The organism is Micromonospora sp. PRAS1, assembly GCF_059553435.1.
Genome location: NZ_JCANNB010000016.1, coordinates 117,371 through 135,644 on the forward strand (window position 1 = coordinate 117,371; position 18,274 = coordinate 135,644).

An 18,274-nucleotide genomic window follows, 5' to 3' on the forward strand; every position below is an offset into this window, starting at 1 on the left:
CTGGTTACTGCTAGCCTTCGTTGCATAGTCATGCGGAGGTGGGTATGGGAATTCAGGCTGCGGTCGCGGGTGCGAGCGGCTACGCCGGAGGCGAGCTGCTGCGCCTGCTCGCCCAGCATCCCGAGTTCGACCTGGTGACCGCCACCGCACACCGGAGCGCCGGGCAGCCGGTCGACGCCGTCCACCCGCAGCTGACCGGGCTGGACCTGACGTTCGCCGAGACGGTGCCGGACGTGCTGGCCGACGCCGACCTGGTCTTCCTCGCCCTGCCGCACGGCGAGTCGGCGGCCCTGGCGGCGCAGCTGCCCGCCGGGGTCCGGATCGTCGACCTAGGCGCGGACCACCGGCTCGTCGACGCCGACGCCTGGGCCAGCTACTACGGCGGCCCGCACGCCGGCGCGTGGACCTACGGCCTGCCTGAACTGCCCGGGCAGCGGGAGCGGATCGCCGCCGCTACCCGGGTCGCCAACACCGGTTGCTACGCCGCGACGATCACGCTGGCGCTGGCCCCGCTGATCGCCGCCGGGGTGGCCCAGCCCGCCGACGTGGTGGTCGTCGCTGCCTCCGGCACCTCGGGCGCGGGCCGCGCCGCCAAGCCGCACCTGCTGGGCAGCGAGGTGATGGGCGACCTGTCGCCCTACAAGGTCGGTGCCCACCAGCACGTACCGGAGATCAAGCAGGCGACCGGCGCTACCGGCCTCTCCTTCACCCCGGTGCTCGCGCCGATGCCGCGCGGCATCCTGGCCACGGTGACCGCGCTACCGGCCGGGAACGCCGCCGACTCCGATCCACGGGCGGTGCTGGCGCAGGCGTACGCGGACACGCCGTTCGTGCACCTGCTGCCCGAGGGACGCTGGCCGCACACCGCCGCCACCCTCGGCGGCAACTCCTGCCACCTGCAAGCCACAGTCGACGTCGACTCCGGCCGGCTGATCGTGGTCGCCGCCCTGGACAACCTCGGCAAGGGCGCCGCGGGGCAGGCGGTGCAGAACGCCAACCTGATGTTCGGCCTGCCCGAGACCACGGGCCTGTCCACCTGGGGAGTCGCCCCATGAGCGTGACCACACCGCAGGGCTTCCGAGCGGCCGGAGTGGCCGCCGGGCTCAAGAGTGGCGACGCGCGCGACGTAGCGCTCGTCGTCAACGACGGCCCGGACACCGCAGTCGCCGGGGTCTTCACCACCAATCGGGTAAAGGCCGCACCGGTGCTCTGGAGCGAGCAGGTCGTCCGGGGCGGCGTGGTCCGGGCGGTGGTGCTCAACTCCGGTGGGGCGAACGCCTGCACCGGCCCGGCCGGCTTCCAGGACGCCCACGCCACCGCGGAACACACCGCCGCCACGTTGACGTCGATCGGCGCGGCGCAGATCGGTGCGGGGGAGGTGGCGATCTGCGGCACCGGCCTGATTGGTGAACGCCTGCCGATGGAGAAGCTGCTGGCCGGGGTGGACGCCGCCGGGCAGGTCCTCAGCGCCGACGGTGGTGACGCCGCCGCCGAGGCGATCATGACCACGGACACCCGGCCGAAGACCACCGTCGTGTCCGGCGACGGCTGGACCGTCGGCGGCATGGCCAAGGGCGCCGGCATGCTGGCCCCGGGCATGGCCACCATGCTCTGCGTACTCACCACCGACGCGGTGGCCGACCGGGAGACGCTCGACGCCGCGCTGCGCGCCGCCACCCGGATCACCTTCGACCGGGTCGACTCCGACGGCTGCATGTCCACGAACGACACGGTGCTGCTGCTGACCAGTGGTGCCTCCGGCGTCACGCCGAGCGCGGCGGAGCTGACCACGGCGGTCACCGCCGCCTGCCACGACCTGGCCCAGCAGTTGCTCGCCGACGCCGAGGGCGCCACCAAGGAGGTCGCCATCGAGGTGGTCGGCGCCGCCGACGAGGACGACGCGGTCGAGGTGGGCCGGTCGGTGGCCCGCAACAACCTGGTGAAGACCGCGCTGTTCGGCAACGACCCGAACTGGGGGCGGATCCTCGCCGCCGTCGGTACCACCGCCGCCGCCTTCGACCCGGACACCGTCGACGTGGCAGTCAACGGGATCTGGGTCTGCCGCTCCGGTGCCGCCGCCGAGGACCGCTCGAAGGTCGACCTCACCGGCCGGGACGTGACCATCCGGATCGACCTGCACGCCGGTGCCGCCGAGGCGACGATCTGGACCAACGACCTGTCCCACGCCTACGTGCACGAGAACTCGGCGTACTCGACATGAATCTCTCCTCCGACCTCACCCACGCCCAGGCCAAGGCCGCCACGCTGATCGAGGCGCTGCCCTGGCTGGCCCGCTTCGCCGGGTCCACCGTCGTGGTCAAGTACGGCGGCAACGCCATGGTCGATCCCGAACTGCAACGCGCCTTCGCCGCCGACATGGTGTTCCTGCGCTACGCCGGCCTCAAGCCGGTGGTGGTGCACGGCGGCGGCCCGCAGATCTCGGCGATGCTCGGCCGGCTCGGCATCGACAGCGAGTTCCGGGGCGGCCTGCGGGTCACCACCCCGGAGGCGATGGACGTGGTCCGGATGGTGCTCGTCGGTCAGGTCGGCCGGGAACTTGTCGGGCTGATCAACGCGCACGGCCCGTTCGCTGTCGGTCTCTCCGGCGAGGACGCCGGACTCTTCACCGCCGTGCGGCGTCCCGCGTACGTGGACGGGGAGCCGGTCGACGTCGGGCAGGTCGGCGACGTCGAGTCGGTGGATGTCTCGGCGGTGGACGACCTGATCGCGGCCGGCCGGATCCCGGTGATCTCGACGGTGGCGCCGGATGTCGACGGGGTGCTGCACAACCTCAACGCCGACACCGCCGCCGCCGCGCTCGCCGTCGCGCTGCGCGCCCGCAAGCTGGTCGTCCTCACCGACGTACCCGGCCTCTACGCCAACTGGCCGGACCGGTCGAGCCTGGTCAGCGAGATCAGCACGGACGACCTGGCGAAGCTGCTGCCGTCGCTGGAGTCGGGCATGGTGCCCAAGATGGAGGCCTGCCTGCGGGCCGTCAGTGGGGGAGTGCCCGCCGCGCACGTCGTCGACGGCCGGGTCGCCCACTCCACGCTGCTGGAAGTGTTCACCTCGGAAGGCTTCGGAACCATGGTGATCCCCTCATGACGCTGGTGAGCCGCTGGCGGCAGTCGATGATGGACAACTACGGCACGCCCCCGCTGGCGCTGGTCTCCGGTTCCGGCGCCGTCGTGGTCGACGAGGCCGGCCGGGAGTACGTCGACCTGCTCGGCGGCATCGCGGTAAACGCCCTCGGGCACGCCCACCCGGCGGTGGTGGCCGCCGTCTCCAAGCAGGTCGCCACCCTCGGGCACGTCTCCAACCTCTTCGTCGCCGAACCGCCGGTGGCCCTGGCGGAGCTGCTGCTGGCCCTCGCCGGCCGGCCCGGGCGGGTCTTCTTCGCCAACTCCGGCGCGGAGGCCAACGAGGCGGCGTTCAAGCTGTCCCGCCGGACCGGACGGACCCACGTGGTCGCCACCGTCGGCGGCTTCCACGGTCGCACCATGGGTGCCCTCGCGTTGACCGGCCAGCCGACCAAGGCCGACCCGTTCCGCCCGCTGCCCGGCGAGGTCAGCCACATCCCGTTCGGTGACGTGGCCGCCCTTGAGGCCGCGGTCACCGACGCCACGGCCATGGTGATCCTGGAGCCGATCCAGGGCGAGAACGGCGTGATCGTCCCGCCGGCCGGCTACCTCGCCGCCGCGCGGCGGATCACCGCCCGGCACGGCGCGCTGCTGGTGCTCGACGAGGTACAGACCGGGATCGGCCGTACCGGACACTGGTTCGCCCACCAGGCCGAGGGGGTGGAACCGGATGTGGTGACCCTGGCCAAGGGGCTCGGCGGTGGGCTGCCGATCGGTGCGACCCTCGCCTTCGGCCCGGCCGCCGAGCTGCTGGCCCCCGGCTCGCACGGCAGCACCTTCGGCGGCAACCCGGTCAGCTGCGCCGCCGCCCTGGCGGTGATCTCCACGATCGCGCACGAGGGCCTGCTCGACCACGTCAAGCGGGTCGGCGAACGGCTGCGCCGGGGGATCGAGGCGCTCGGTCACCCGCTGATCGGCGGCGTACGGGGTGCCGGGCTGCTGCTCGGCGTGACCCTCACCGAACCGGTGTCGGCCGCCGCCGCCGAGGCGCTGCGTACGGCCGGCTTCCTGGTCAACCCCGTCCAGCCGGACGTGCTCCGGCTGGCCCCGCCGCTGATCCTCACCGCCGCCCAGGTCGACGCCTTTCTCGCCGCCCTGCCCGCCGCGCTGTCGGCCGCGAGTCCCGGTACGGACACTGCGGGGTCGCCGCCACCCATCAGCCCGACCGACAGCACGGAGGCTTCCGCATGACCCGGCACTTCCTGCGCGACGACGATCTCTCGCCGGACGAGCAGGCAAGCGTGCTCGACCTGGCGGCCCAAATGAAGGCCGACCGGTACGCGCACCGGCCGCTGGCCGGGCCCCGGTCGGTGGCCGTCCTCTTCGACAAGCAGAGCCTGCGTACCCGGATCTCGTTCGACGTCGGCATCGCCGAACTCGGCGGCCATCCCCTCGTGGTGGACACCCAGGTCACCCACTTCGGTCGGGGCGAGAGCCTCGGCGACGCCGGTCGGGTGCTGTCCCGCTACGTGGCCGCGATCGTGCTGCGTACCCACGGCGACGACCGGATCGCGGAGGTGGCGGCCGGGGCCACCGTGCCGGTGGTGAACGCGCTTACCGACGGTTTCCACCCCTGCCAGCTGCTGGCCGACCTGCTCACCGTGCGAGAGTGGTGCGGCGGCACCGCCGGCCGGAGCCTGGCGTACGTCGGCGACGCGGCGAACAACATGGCCCACTCGTACCTGCTGGCTGGCGCGACCGCCGGGATGCACGTGCGGGTCGCCGGCCCGGCCGGCTTCCAGCCCGCCGCCGACGTGGTGGCCCGGGCCGAGGCGATCGCCGCCGGCACCGGCGGGTCGGTGCGGGTGCTCACCGACCCGGTCGCCGCGGTCCGGGATGTCGACGTGGTCGCCACCGACACCTGGACCTCGATGGGCCAGGAGAGCGACGGGCTGGACCGGATCACCCCGTTCCTGCCGTACCAGGTCAACAAGGCGCTGCTCGGGCACGCCGCGCCGGAGGCGATCGTGCTGCACTGCCTGCCCGCGCACCGCGGCGAGGAGATCACCGACGAGATGCTCGACGGCCCGCGCAGCGCCGTCTTCGACCAGGCGGAGAATCGGTTGCACGCCCAGAAGGCGTTGCTGGCGTTCCTGCTCACGCAGACGGCGTGAGCAGCGGCGCCGCCGTAGCGACCGAGGAGGTTCGGTGACCGCACCGTTGACCCGTGCCGCCCGGCACGCCCGCATCGTCGAGCTGATCCGCGACCACGAGATTCGCTCGCAGACCGAGCTGGCCGAACTGCTCGGCGACGAGGGTGTGCAGGTCACCCAGGCCACCCTCTCCCGGGACCTGAAGGAACTCGGCGCGGTCACCGCCCGGGGCGGGGACGGTCGGGCCGTCTACGTCATCCCGGAGGACGGCCACCGCCCGCTGCGCGATGCCGAGGGGGCACCGGCCCGCCTCGTGCGGCTGCTGCGGGAACTGCTCAATGAGGTCGACTCCAGCGGCAACATCGCGGTGCTGCGTACTCCGCCCGGCGCGGCCCAGTACCTGGCCAGCGCGTTGGACCGGGCGGGCCTGACGGAGATCGTCGGCACCATCGCCGGCGACGACACCATCCTCGTCGTGGCGCGCGAGCCCGACGGCGGGGCGGCGCTCGGCGAACGGCTCGCCCGCTGGGCCCGCCGGGACGACAACACTGAAGGGGACAACACACCTTGACGGAGCAGTTGGAGAGCGTGGCCCGGCTGGATGGGGTGCGGCCTTGACCACCAGAATTGGCGGGGTGGATGACAAGAGCCTGACCGAGAACAGCGCCCCAGCGAACCGGACGAGTCTGTGGGGTGGCCGGTTCGCCGGCGGCCCGTCGGAGGCGCTCGCGCGGCTGTCGGTGAGCGTCCAGTTCGACTGGCGCCTGGCCCCGTACGACATCGCCGGTTCCCGGGCGCACGCCCGGGTGCTGGCCGGCGCCGGGCTGCTCGACCCGGAGGAACTGGGCCGCATGCTCGCCGCCCTCGACGACCTGGAGGCGGCCTGCGCCTCGGGTGCGTTCCGCCCGACCGTCGACGACGAGGATGTGCACACCGCCCTGGAACGCGGGCTGCTGGAGCGGCTCGGCGGCCTCGGCGGCAAGCTGCGTGCCGGCCGGTCCCGCAACGACCAGGTCGCCACCGACCTGCGGCTCTACCTGCGTGACCACGCCCGGGGCGTGGCCGCCCGGTTGGTCGAGCTGGCCGAGGCGCTTGTGGAGCAGGCCGAGCGGCACGTGGACACCGCCGCGCCCGGCATGACCCACCTCCAGCACGCCCAGCCGGTCACCTTCGGCCACTGGCTGCTCGCCCACGTGCAGCCGCTGCTGCGCGACCTGGAGCGGCTGCGCGACTGGGACCATCGGGCCGCGGTCAGCCCGCTCGGTGCCGGCGCGCTGGCCGGGTCGGGCCTGCCGCTGGACCCGGTGGCGGTGTCGAAGGAACTCGGCTTCCGGACCTCCTTCGCCAACTCGATGGACGCGGTCGCCGACCGGGACTTCGTCGCCGAGTTCCTCTTCGCCACCGCGATGATCGGGGTGCACCTGTCCCGCCTCGGCGAGGAGGTGGTGCTCTGGACGTCGCAGGAGTTCGGCTGGGTCGAGCTGGACGACGCCTTCGCCACCGGCTCGTCGATCATGCCGCAGAAGAAGAACGCGGACATCGCCGAGCTGGCCCGGGGCAAGTCCGGCCGGCTCGTCGGCGGGCTGGTCGCCGTACTGACCATGCTCAAGGGCCTGCCGATGACCTACGACCGGGACATGCAGGAGGACAAGGAGCCGGCCTTCGACGCGGTCGACACCCTGGAACTGCTGCTGCCGGCCCTCGCCGGAATGATCTCCACCATGACGGTACGCGTCGACCGGCTGGTCGCCGCCGCGCCGGTGGGCTTCTCGCTGGCCACCGAGGTGGCCGACTGGCTGGTTCGCAAGGGTGTGCCGTTCCGTGACGCGCACGAGATCACCGGCAAGCTGGTGGCGCTCTGTGCGGCCCGGGACTGCGCCCTCGACGAGGTCTCCGACGCCGACCTGGCCACCATCAGCGAACACCTCGACCCGGGCGTACGCGATGTGCTGTCGGTCCGCTCGGCCCTGGCGGCCCGGATCACCCCGGGCTCGACCGGTCCCGGTCCGGTGGCCGACCAGCTCGCTGCCGCCGCCGACCAGTTGGTGGGCTGGCGGGAGTGGGCAGCGGAGCAGGTCGTTCCGCGCTGAGGTTTGCGCCGGACGCGCGCGGCACCCGTGGTTTCGCCACGGGGCCGCGCGTTCGTCTTTCCCGCGACCAGCCTGCCCCTTCCGCTGACGACCGGGGCTTGACATGAGGGGGCGGAGTGGCCAGAGTGACCGTTGAAACTGCTAACTCGATTTAGCAAGATTCTGCCGCCACCCATCACCACTGCAGGAGGGGCACATCGCATGAGATTTCGCCACCTCGCCGCTGCCCTCACCGGCATCGCGCTCGTCGCGACTCTCGGCGGGCCGGCCTCGGCCACGCCGCTGGGCAAGGGCGTCAAGACCGGCATCCAGAGCATCGCCGCGATCACCGAGGTCGACAGCTTCGGCCAGAAGGTCAAGGCGGTGGCCGTGGAGTACCGGGCCGACGTCAATCCGCGCAAGCTGGACCGCACGACGTTCACCGTCTCCGACAGCATCTACAACTTCCGGTTCAACGAACCGGAGGATCTGGCCAAGCGGGCGGACCGCACGATCACCCGGATCTACACCAACGACCGGCCCGCGCTGCACCCGCGCGGCACCTCGCAGCGCGGCCGATTCGTCATCGTCGAGCTGAGCATGGCCGACCCGGGTGGCAACACGGTCATCCGGTCGACGTGCTCGGGTCGCTGCTACGAGAAGGTCAACCCGGACCTGCCGACCCAGGTGATCCAGAACGCCGACGTGCACGCCCAGCCCGGCAAGGGCAAGGGCAACGGGCCGGTGCTCGCCAAGGGCGGGCCGACCCGGCACCCGCTCACCGGCGACACCATCAACCTGCTGGTGGACGAGTTCCAGCACGGCACCTTTACGCACGACGGCACCGACCTGCCGTACGCGTACCACCTGCCGCGTAACTACAACCCGCGCAAGCAGTACCCGGTCGTGGTCGCCCTGCACGGCTGGGGATCCGGCTTCGACGGCGAGAACCGTGGCGTGCAGCTCGCCGTCGACATCATGGTCACCGCCTGGCTGCGCCCGGAGCGCACCGGTAGCCGGGAGGACGTGATCGTCCTGGCCCCGCAGAACCCGCGTATCGGCACGGTGGCCGAGTCGGCCGCCATGGTGGCGCTGCTGCGGTCCTTCCTGAACCAGCACCGGGGCGCCGACCGGGACCGGGTCTACGTCTCGACCTTCTCCTGGGGCTCCACCCTGGCGTACGACGCGATGTCCCGCCACCCGGGCCTGTTCGCCGGTGCGCTGATCAACGGTGGCTTCCAGGTCACCCCGGCGCAGGCGGCGCAGATCGCCACGGCCAGGACCCCGTTCTGGATCACCCACGCGACCAGCGACCCGGTGCTGCCGGTGGCCAACAGTTACACCTCGACGCAGCGCCTGCGGGACGCGTACGTGGCGGCGGGTGTCTCTCCCGCGAAGGTGCAGAACCTGATCCGCTACTCCGAGTACGCGGACGACGCGTTCGCGCAGCCGGATTACCACGCCGTGACCGGGCCGGTCTACGAGGACCCGAAGATCCCCGGGTGGCTGCTCAAGCAGTGACCGTACGGCGTCGGGGTGAGTGGGGCACCCTCGACGATCGTGACCGGGCCATCGGCGTCAGCCGGTGGCCCGGTCCGCCTGGGCGCTGCCCAGGCCGAGCCCGCTGCCCAGGCCGAGCCCGTGCCGACCCACCCGCCCGGCCACGGCGGCATAGCCGATGCCGACGGCCAGGCAGGCGGCCAGCGCCACCAGCGGCCACTGCCGCAGGTGCGGGTAGACCTGCCAGTGGGTCAGGTAGATGTAGAGCGAACTGGCGGCCAGCAGGCCGGCGATCCGGTTGACCAGCCGGAGGCTGGGCACGGTGGGCAGCCAGACCAGCAGGAGGAAACCGGCCACGATCAGCGCCTCACGGGCCGGCTGGCCGAAGAAGCCGGGCACGATCAGCACCGCCGCCGCGCTGACCAGCAGCCGCTGCCCGATGCCGTCGGCTCGGGCGGCGGCCCAGCCGAGGGTGAAGAGCCAGCCGGCGACCAGCGCGGCCGGCAGGTCGTAGCGGGCGTCCAGGCCGAACACGTCGTACCGGCCGAGCAGGCCGAGCGCGGTCAACCCCAACGGCAGCGCGAACGGGTGCCGGCGCTCCAGCCGGTCGACCCGGCGCAGGGCGAGCAGCGCCGCCAACCCGACCAGCAGGTACACCACCGCCTCGATGAACCAGAAGTGCCACCCGCTGCCCGCCTCGTCCGGCCCGACGATGCTGTGCACCAGCAGCAGGGTGCTGGCCCGATACTGGTCGCTGACCAGCATCACCGCGCCGATCCAGGCCATCGTCGGCAGCACGATCCGGGCCAGGCTGGCGCCGATCTGCCGCAGCCGGTCGCGCCGCCCGGCGCTGGTGAGCTGGAACCGGGCAAAGTTGAACCCGGCCACCGCCAGCAGCAGGTGCGCGCCGCCGGTGACGGCGAAGAGTTGGATGTGCGAACCGACGATCAGCACGATGGCCGCCGCGCGCAACGCCACGCTGGTCTCCAGCGACCGCCGCCGGCTGCCGGGCCGCTGCGGCGCGCGCAGTGCCGCGATCGGCAGGGTGTGCCAGTTCGACGGCAGGTGGCCCAGTGCCTGCTCCAGCCGGACCGACATCTCCACGTACGACAGCGAGTCGCCGCCCAGGTCGACGAAGCTCAGCTCGGGGCGTACGTCGTCCCGGTCGAGCACCTGCGCGTACAGCCGGCACAGCTCGTCGGCCGAGGCGCCGCCGCCGGCCGGACCGCTGGCTGCGTGCGCCGACCTGCTCACCCCGTCTGCGTCGATCCCGGCCGGCTCGGCGGCGGCCCCGGCCGGCTCGGCGGCGGCCAGCGCGCGCAGCCGGGCCAGGTCGGGCTTGCCGTTGCCGAGTCGGGGCAGCTCGGCCAGGACCAGCACCCGCACGGCACGCGGCGGCAGCCCCACCGCGTCGACGACCAGCCGGCGTATGCCGCGGCCGTCCGCGTCACCCGGCACCGCCACGACCAGTTCGTCGTCGGTGCCGACGCAGGTGGCGGCCACCCCGTGCCGGGACAGCAGCGCCTCGACCTGGTCCGGGTCCACCCGCAGCCCGAGGATCTTGGCGAACCGGCTGCGCCGGCCGACGATCTCGTACAGTCCCGTCGGGGTGCGCCGGGCCAGGTCACCGGTGTGCAGCTCGGTGACGGTGCGCCCGAGCGCCAGGTCGGCCGGGCGCTCGGCGTAGCCGAGCATGACGTTGCGGCCCGCGTACACCAGCTCGCCTACCTGCGGGTCCGGATGGTCGGGCACCGGCGCGAGCCGGAACGCGCCGCCGGGCACCGGCACGCCGATCGCCGCCGGCTGTTCGGCCGCGAGGTCCGGCGGCAGGTACGCCATCCGCGCGGTCGCCTCGGTCTGCCCGTACATGACGAAGAGGTCCCAGCCGCCGCGTCGGCCCAGCTCGGCGTAGCGGCGGACCCGCTCGGGGGCGAGCCGACCGCCGGCCTGGGTGACATATCGCAGCTGCGGCAGCTCCATCTCGGCGAAGCCGACCCGGTCCAGCAGCTCGAAGGTGTACGGCACACCGGCCAGGCTGGTGCACCGGGCGGCCCGGAAAAGCTCCCAGAAGCAGGCGTCGGCTACGGAAAGATCGGTCAACACCAGCGCCGCGCCCCGGGCCAGGTGGCTGTGCACCACCGACAGCCCGTAGCAGTAGTGCAGCGGCAGCGAGGTGACCGCCCGGTCGCTCTCCCGGATGCCCAGATACCGCGCGATCGACTCGGCGTTGGCCGCGAGGTTGTCGTGGGAGAGCCGGACCAGCTTCGGCGAGCCGGTGGAGCCGGAGGTGCTCAGCAGCAGCGCCAGGTCGGGGTGCAGCTCGTGTGCGCTGCCGACCCGCCGTTCCTGGACCGCCCAGCCGGCGTCCGGCCCGAGCAGCACGTCCGGGTCGTACGCCCGCACCAGCTCCGGCAGCGCGGGCCCGTCGGGCACCAGCAGCACCGGATGCCCGCCGTGCAGCGCAGCCAGGTACGCCACCAGCGCGTCGAGGCTGTTCGCACCGACCACCAGCACCAGCCGGCGTACGCTGCCGAGCCGTTCGGCCCCCTCGGCGACCCGGCGGGCAAGATCGGCGTAGCTGATCTCACCGGCCGTGGTGACGACAGCGGTCCGGTTGCCGTGGCTCGCGAGATCGCGGACGAACGGCACCGCCCGCCGGGCCGGGACCAGGGATGGAGCGACAGTCACGGAGGCACTCTAAGGTAAGGCTGCCCTAATTTCCTAGGCGTCGGCGTCCCGGATCACACCCGTCGTCAGGCGGAATTCAATTCGATGACTATTCCCTTGACTTCAACCAGACTTGAGGTTCTAGGGTCTTGGTCTGGATATGGGAAGGCGTTCGACATGTCGGAGACGTCCGCGCGGGTCCGTCGGTTCAGCTCGGTGATCGGCGACGACGCCGTCCGCTTCGATGACCGGATTCTTATCGCGCCGGGCCTCAACAAAGAGGTCGGCCGGTCGATGAGTGCGTACCCGGCGTTCTTCGCTGCCGGGGCGCGTGCCGACCTACCGGCCTCCTACGCGGAGGTCTGGGTGGTGCTCAGCGGAGCCTTACGGGTGGGTGCCGAGGGCGACGCCGTGACGGTTCGTTCGGGCGACTTCGTGCATGTGCCGGAGCAGACACCGGGGATCGTCGAGGCGCTGGAGGACACCACAATGGTCTGTGTCTCGGTGCCCGCTCATTGACGCGGGGTCACCGAGCAATCCACGGCAGGAGACGCCCGATGAGAGGCCGCTACGAGAACTGCGGGGTTCTCACGCCTTGATTCCGCGCTTTAGCGTGGCAGGGTGGCAGTACGCCGGATGGCACCGCCGTCGGAGATGAGCCGCCGGCTGACGTTCCTGTTCGCGTTGGCGGCGGGAGTGGCCATCGGCAACCTGTACTGGGCGCAGCCGTTGCTGGGCTTCATTGCCGGTGATCTGCGCGCCGCGACCCCGACGGCTGGTTGGCTGGTCACGGCGACGCAGGTCGGGTACGCCGTCGGTGTGTTGTTGCTCGTGCCGCTCGGCGACGTTCTCGACCGCCGCCGGTTCGTTCCGGTGATGCTGCTGGCCTCGGCCGTCGCCCTGTTGTTGTGCGCGCTTGCGCCGTCGATCGGCATGCTCCTGCTCGCACTGGGCGTGCTCGGTGTGACGACGATTTCCGGGCAGATTCTCACCCCACTCGCCGGGGACCTGGCTGGCGATGCCCACCGGGGTCGGATCGTCGGTGTCGTCGGGTCCGGGACCCTCACCGGTATTCTGGCTTCCCGCACGATCAGCGGGTTCGTCGCCGGCGCGGCCGGGTGGCGTGCGGTCTTCGCCCTCGCCGCGGTCGTCGCTGTCCTGCTCGCGGTGTTGCTCTATCGTGCGATTCCGCCGTTGGGACCGCGGACGCGAATGCCGTACCCGCAGCTCATCGTCTCGGTCGGCCTGGTGGTGATGCGCGAGCGGGTGGCCCGGTGGACGCTGGTGCTGGCTGCCACCGGGTTCGCCACGTTCTCGCTGTTCTGGACGGCGTTGACGTTCCTGCTCAGCGGTCCACCGTTCCGGTATCCGGTAGCGGTGATCGGGTTGTTCGGGTTGGCGGGCCTCGCCGGTGTCCTTTCCGGCCTGCACGGCGGTCGTCTGCACGACCGAGGTTTGTCGCTTCCGGCCACCGGCGCGGCCTGGGTGTTGGCCCTCAGCGCCTTCGTCACCGCGGCGTTCGCCGGCCGGTCCGTCGTACTTATCGTCATCGTGATCATCATGATCGACGTCGCGCTTCAGCTGCAGGCTCTCCTCAACCGGGCGCGGCTGTTCGCTCTTTCCCACGAGGCCCGCAGCCGGCTCAACACGGCGCTTGCCGCCAGTAACTTCATCGGCGCTGCCATCGGCTCCGCCGCCGCGGCCATGCTCTGGTCGGCGGGCGGCTGGACAGCGGTCACGATCACCGGAACGGCGCTCTGCTGCTTCGCGCTCACGGTGTGGGCGCTGGGACGTCGTGGTCCACTCGTGATCCGCACATGTCTCGCTGCGCCCGTCACGAAGGCGGCCCAGGCCGCCGGGGTGAAGGCGAGGACGGGAGAAGTCAGGAGGCGGACACCCGGCGGGAGAGATCTTCGCGCGGGGTGAGCTGCCGGTGATGAGTTGCTCTGGTCTGATTTCACCCTGAAATAAAAATTTCGGTGTGAAATCAAGCTTCCTCGACTGGTTGAGGGCGCGGACCTGCTCGCCGCAACTGCCGGGCGCTGGCCCGCGCCCCGCCACCTCAGCTGCGGCGGGTCTGCCGCTTCACGCCCACCACGAAGGCGGCCCAGGCCGCCAGGCAGGGAGGTCACCGTGGCGGCCGAGGACGAGCAGGGCGGACGGCATCGGGTTTTCTGTGATCTTCTGTTGCCCGGCGGCGGGCGGTCATGAGCCGCACGGCGGACTGCGACGTCGAGCAAGAATTGTGAAGACCGAGATCCTGCTGGTGCCGGATACGCCCCGTGGCCGTACCCGGCACCAGCAGGAGAACGGGTCCGGCTACGGGCGGAGCCGGTTGGCGAAGACGTGCGCCGCCAGCGCCTCGCCGGAGGCGACACCGGCATCGGCGTCGAACCGGAAGTGCACCCCGAGGTAGATCCGGCTCACCGCGTTCTCGGTCGCCGCCTGGCTGAAGCTGGTGAAGCCCCGGGTGACCCCCGAGGCGTACGGGTCGTCGGTGGTGAGGGTGAAGGCCAGGTTGTCGGTGCCGAAGTAGCGCCGCATGATGCCCGCCCAGGCTCCGGCGAAGGTGGCGTGCCCGGAGGCGTACGCCGGGAACGGTGGGGAGAAGCTGACCCCGGCGAGATCCTTGGACAACGGTCGCCAGTTGGGGTCGGCGACGGTTTCCGGCCGTCCGTCCTCGTGGGCGCGCTGGATCGCGGTCTCCGGCCGCCACAGGTCGATGCTGGTCAGGAACTTTCCGTCCCGGGCGACGATGCCGGCATCGGCGAGGGCCAGCCCCACCAGCCCGTAGAGCCGGGCGTTCTCCATGATGGTCAGGCCACGCTGCACCGAGAGGATCGTGGTGTGCTCCAGCAACTGCCCCGGCGGCTTGTACGTGCCGTCCAGGTCGTTGGCCCAGAAGTGGGCGATCTGGGTCTGCGTGGCGGTCCGCGTGGTCGAGTTCGCCGCGCCCAACTGCCGGACCTCGTTGACCTGGTTGCCGTACTCCGCCTTGCCGAGCAGGTCCGCGTAGGAGGTGGCGGCCAGCGGCGGTGGCGGGCGGAACTGACTGCCCGAGGTCATCGCGAACGGCTTGACCAGGCCCCAGTTCGGGGCCAGCGCCGGCCGGGAGTCCGTCGGCCGCCACGCGCCGGGAACGTTTTCCGACTGGTACGGCGCGTTGTTGGCGGAACCGTCGTTGCTCCGGGCCGAGATCATGGCGTCGGCCGCCTGCGCGCCGATCGAGGCACCCCGGTCGAGTTGCAGCTGGCTGGTGCCGGTCGGTAGCTGGGCGGTGGCGTGGGTCAGATTCGCGGTGAAGTTACGGCCCGGGAACGCCGCCACCAGCGCGGTGTACGCCGCCTTGTTGATCGCCGCTTCCAGGGACGGGGCGACGCTGTCCGCCGTGACCGGCACCCGGACCAGGTACGGCTGGCTGGTCGGCACCACCGAGGTGGCCGCGTCGTAGATCGCGCCGTGCATCATCGCGCCGGCTCGACCGAGCACGGTCGGACCGGCCGCGGTGCCGGTCGCGGCGCGGTACGCGTCGAGCAGGACGCCGTTCCAGTAGCGCACCGGATCGAACGGGGCCTCGGTCAGCTCGACCAGGGAGACGTTGTCGAGCCAGGCGGTGAAGGCCGGGCCGCCGCCGAAGTGGAAGAGCACCTGCCCGTCGCTGGCAGCCAGCGGCGAGGTGAAGGTGAAGGAGAAGTGCTGAAGGCTGGTGGTGAGGTTGATGCTGCGACTGAACGGCGCGGCGTGCGGGGCCGCCTCCCGCTGCACGACCGCCTGCACGGCCCGCGCGGTACTGGCCGAGGCGTCGAAGGCCATCCGGTAGGAGCGACCGGCCCGCAGCGTCAGGCCGCTCTGGCCAACGATGTCGTCCCACGGCTGGGCGGTGCCGCCCCCCACGCCGACCCGGAGCCGTTGGCCGTCCACGCTCAACTGGGTCGCGGTGTTGCTCCGCCACCACGATGTGGTGGCGCTGCCGAAGGTGCCGTTGTCGACCAACTCCGTCTCGATCAGGGAGATGTTGTCCAGGCACACGGTCACCGCCTGCGGCCGGCCGCCGAGCTGAAAGACCACCTGTCCGCTTGAGGTGCCGATCGAGGAGGCGAACGGGACCGAGATCCGGCGCAGGCCGGCGTTGGCCTGGACGCCCTGGTCGACGGCGGCCGTCTGCGGGGCGGCTTCGAGCTGCACCCGGGCCCGGATGTTGATCGACGCGTTCGCCGAGACGTCGAAGGAGAGCGCGTACGCCTTCCCCTGGGTCAGCGAGATGCCGCTCTGGCCGACCAATGCGTCGTACACGTTCGTGGTTCCGCCGGCCACGTTTACGCAGAGCTGCCCGGCGACGACCTGGAAACTGGTGTGCTGGCTGTTCCACCAGGAGGTCGTGGAGCCGCTGCCGAAGCTGCCGTTGCTGATCAGCTCCGCCAGGGGCGCCGCAGCCGCCGGCTGGGCGGGTGCCGCCAGGGTGCTGCCCAGCACCGTGGCCAGCACGGTACCGGCCAGCAGGCGGGCGTACCGTCTGAGCCGGTGACCTTTCGACGGCGACGTGGACGAGGACGAACGGACCACTGAGGACTCCTAGAGGGAGGAATCGGCGATTGCCGACCTCAGCCTGGCCCGCGTCAGTATCACCTCGATAGCGCTACTGCTACGGAGAGTAGTTATCTGCTCGGGCTCGGGGCCGCAGCCTCCGCCACCAGCGAGAGATTGGCCAGCATGACCTGGTAGGTCTCGGGATGACCGCCCAGTTGAAAGGTGATCTCCCCCTGTCCGGTGCTCCGGTCGGCGACGAAGGAGAAGCGCTGATGGCAGAGCATCGGATCGGTGTCGAGGTCACGCATCAGCAGCGCCGGATAGTCGGGTGGCACGTTCTCCTGCACGGTGACCCGGACGCGGGCCGGTGCGCTGGTGAGCATGTCGAACGAGAGCGTGTAGCTGCGTCCCTCGACCAGGTGCACACCCCGGTACATCAGGATCGCGTCCCAGGGATCGGCCGTGCCACCCAGCACCCGGGCCCAGAGCCGGCCGGGCCCACCGGAGACGTCCACTGTCGCCGCGCTCAGGTCCCAGGGGCCGGCGGCTCCGGTGCCGAAGTCGCTCTCGTCGACCAGTTCGGTGCCGGCGGGGCGGGGTTGGGCCGCCGCGCACCGGTCTGTCGGGGAGTCCACCACGGCGGTGGCGCTGGGCGGCGTACCGAAGTCAAGCCGGTCGGCCTGGCCTCCGGACGGCGACAGGTGGCCGCCGGAGAGCATCCTGGTGCCGGCCATGCCGGCGGCCCCGCCGATCAGGAAGAAGACCAGCGCCGTGGTGACGAGCAGCCGCCAGCGGCCGGCCGACCCCGGTGCCGCCGGTGCGACCGGCCCGTCGGGGTCCGGTACGGCCGCGTCGACACCGACGGTCGGGGCCGGCACGTCACCTTCGTCGGCGCGCTCCTCGCGGGTCGTCGGGGGATCGGCAAGCGCACGCCACGCCTGCCGCCAGCGCTCGACCTCGGTCTCGATCTCGTGTTCCCGGCACCGCCGGGCCCGCAGGCAGGCCCGCACGAAGGACTCGACGAACTCCAGTCGGGGCAGCCGGGGGAGACGCTTGCCGGCGAGCACCTCGTGGGTGGTGCTGCTGGGCAGGGCCTCCAACTGCCGGCCGCCCGGCCCCGGACGGGTCCCGGCCAACTTCCGCAGGACGCGCAGCGAAGGCTGCCCCGCCCAGGCGCGTAACCGGTTGAGCTCAGCAACCAACTGCGCCGGGTCCCCGGCAACCGCCGGGTCCGGCGGTCCATTGCCCGGTTCACGCGTTCCGGCGTCCGTTTCCCCCGTAGCGCCCACCCACTGCCTCCACTCGCCTGCCGACGCCGTCCCAGTCGCCACCGTCGGTACCGGCGCACTTACTCTCTCATGTGGATCGGAATCTCAGCGCCGGTCGTCCGGCAGCGTCCGGCAGGACCGTACGCGGATGTCTGGAATCGTCCGGCTGCCGTCGGGATCTTGCCGGACGAACAGGCCGGCTGCTTGCCTAACCAAAGTGGATTTCCGTCTTCTCGGGCCGTTGGAGATCGGGCACGGCACCCGGTCGCTCACCCTGGGCGCGGCCAAGCAACGTGCCGTGCTCGCCGTCCTGCTCCTGTCCGCCAACCGAACCGTGAGCGTGGAGTCGTTGGCCGACCGGATCTGGGGACATGACCCGCCCGCCAGTTCGCTCCGGACCATCCGGACCTACATCTCGCGGATCAGGCGGACCCTGCCCGAACCCGTGTTGCAGACCAACTCCTCCGGCTACCTGCTGCGGATCACCCCTGCCGCGCTCGACCTGCACCGCTTCGAGCAGGGCGCCGCCTACGCCCGGGCCCGGATGGCCACCGATCCGGCTGGGGCGGCCACCGCCCTGCGCGCGGCGCTCGCCCTCTGGCGCGGCCCGGCCCTGGCCGACCTCGGCCCTGCCATGATCCGACACACCGAAGGACCCCGGCTGCGGGAGCTGCGACTGGCCGCGATCGAGGACCGGATCGAGGCCGAACTACGCCTCGGTCACCATGTCCGACTCATCGGTGAACTGCTCAGCCTCGCGGCACACCATCCGCTGCGGGAGCGCCTGGTCGGGCAGTTGATGATCGCGCTCGACCGGTCCGGACAGCGGGCGGACGCGCTTGCCGTCTATCGCCGTACCCGCGATCGGTTGGTGGAGGAGTTGGGGGTGGAGCCGGGCCCCGCGCTCCGGCAGGTGCACCGTCGGGTGCTTACGGAACAGGCGCACCTGCGAACGGTCCTGCGCACACGTACCAGCGCTCAGGTGGTGGTGGCTCGGGCCGGCTGAGGCG

The 18,274-nt window shown here is 71.7% G+C and carries 14 protein-coding genes; 11 read left to right on the forward strand and 3 right to left on the reverse strand.

The genetic code is table 11. The features are described from left to right. Window positions 1-44 precede the first annotated feature (44 nt). From argC to AC507J_RS17540, 8 genes are all read left to right on the forward strand, one after another. On the forward strand, window positions 45-1,055 hold the full coding sequence (argC, locus tag AC507J_RS17505) for an N-acetyl-gamma-glutamyl-phosphate reductase (protein ID WP_496290213.1): 1,011 nt from the start codon (window positions 45-47) through the stop codon (window positions 1,053-1,055). Then, window positions 1,052-2,221, forward strand: coding sequence for a bifunctional glutamate N-acetyltransferase/amino-acid acetyltransferase ArgJ (gene argJ, locus AC507J_RS17510; protein WP_496290214.1), 1,170 nt, complete (start codon window positions 1,052-1,054; stop codon window positions 2,219-2,221). The genes argC and argJ overlap by 4 nt, the downstream gene beginning before the upstream one ends. Next, complete coding sequence (gene argB, locus AC507J_RS17515) at window positions 2,218-3,105, forward strand: acetylglutamate kinase (protein WP_496290215.1); 888 nt, start codon at window positions 2,218-2,220, stop codon at window positions 3,103-3,105. Before argJ ends, argB begins: the two co-directional genes overlap by 4 nt. Next, the gene (locus AC507J_RS17520) at window positions 3,102-4,331 is read left to right on the forward strand and encodes an acetylornithine transaminase (RefSeq protein WP_496290216.1); all 1,230 of its coding nucleotides are present in this window, start codon (window positions 3,102-3,104) and stop codon (window positions 4,329-4,331) included. Before argB ends, AC507J_RS17520 begins: the two co-directional genes overlap by 4 nt. Next, entirely contained in the window at window positions 4,328-5,254 is a 927-nt protein-coding gene (gene argF / locus AC507J_RS17525) for an ornithine carbamoyltransferase (protein WP_496290217.1), read from the forward strand. Before AC507J_RS17520 ends, argF begins: the two co-directional genes overlap by 4 nt. A 34-nt stretch (window positions 5,255-5,288) precedes the next feature. Beyond that, window positions 5,289-5,804: an arginine repressor gene (locus AC507J_RS17530; protein WP_496290218.1), complete on the forward strand. Its 516-nt coding sequence runs from the start codon at window positions 5,289-5,291 to the stop codon at window positions 5,802-5,804. Window positions 5,805-5,859: 55 nt separating this feature from the next. Next, window positions 5,860-7,323 carry an argininosuccinate lyase gene (gene argH / locus AC507J_RS17535; protein WP_496290261.1) on the forward strand — a complete coding sequence of 488 codons (1,464 nt, stop codon included), beginning with the start codon at window positions 5,860-5,862 and terminating at the stop codon, window positions 7,321-7,323. A 201-nt stretch (window positions 7,324-7,524) separates the two neighbouring features. Further along, window positions 7,525-8,823 (forward strand): PHB depolymerase family esterase, encoded by a 1,299-nt coding sequence (locus AC507J_RS17540; protein ID WP_496290219.1) that lies wholly within the window; start codon window positions 7,525-7,527, stop codon window positions 8,821-8,823. A 57-nt stretch (window positions 8,824-8,880) separates the two neighbouring features. Here AC507J_RS17540 and AC507J_RS17545 read toward each other — a convergent pair whose 3' ends face one another. After that, a complete protein-coding gene (locus tag AC507J_RS17545) occupies window positions 8,881-11,490 on the reverse strand; it encodes an AMP-binding protein (RefSeq protein WP_496290220.1) in 2,610 nt (869 codons plus the stop codon). Window positions 11,491-11,646: 156 nt separating this feature from the next. Between AC507J_RS17545 and AC507J_RS17550 the strand changes: the two genes are divergently transcribed. Continuing rightward, window positions 11,647-11,988 carry a cupin domain-containing protein gene (locus AC507J_RS17550; protein ID WP_496290221.1) on the forward strand — a complete coding sequence of 114 codons (342 nt, stop codon included), beginning with the start codon at window positions 11,647-11,649 and terminating at the stop codon, window positions 11,986-11,988. Between the two features lie 135 nt (window positions 11,989-12,123). Next, a complete protein-coding gene (locus tag AC507J_RS17555) occupies window positions 12,124-13,395 on the forward strand; it encodes an MFS transporter (RefSeq protein ID WP_496290222.1) in 1,272 nt (423 codons plus the stop codon). 393 nt (window positions 13,396-13,788) lie between these two features. Here the strand turns inward: AC507J_RS17555 and AC507J_RS17560 are convergent, their stop codons facing one another. Continuing rightward, window positions 13,789-16,032, reverse strand: a complete 2,244-nt coding sequence (locus tag AC507J_RS17560) for a carbohydrate binding domain-containing protein (protein WP_496290223.1) — start codon at window positions 16,030-16,032, stop codon at window positions 13,789-13,791. A 92-nt stretch (window positions 16,033-16,124) separates the two neighbouring features. Next, window positions 16,125-17,198 (reverse strand): carbohydrate binding domain-containing protein, encoded by a 1,074-nt coding sequence (locus AC507J_RS17565; protein WP_496290224.1) that lies wholly within the window; start codon window positions 17,196-17,198, stop codon window positions 16,125-16,127. Window positions 17,199-17,481: 283 nt separating this feature from the next. Here AC507J_RS17565 and AC507J_RS17570 point away from each other — a divergent pair, with 283 nt between their 5' ends. Beyond that, on the forward strand, window positions 17,482-18,270 hold the full coding sequence (locus AC507J_RS17570; protein ID WP_496290225.1) for an AfsR/SARP family transcriptional regulator: 789 nt from the start codon (window positions 17,482-17,484) through the stop codon (window positions 18,268-18,270). Window positions 18,271-18,274 lie beyond the last annotated feature (4 nt).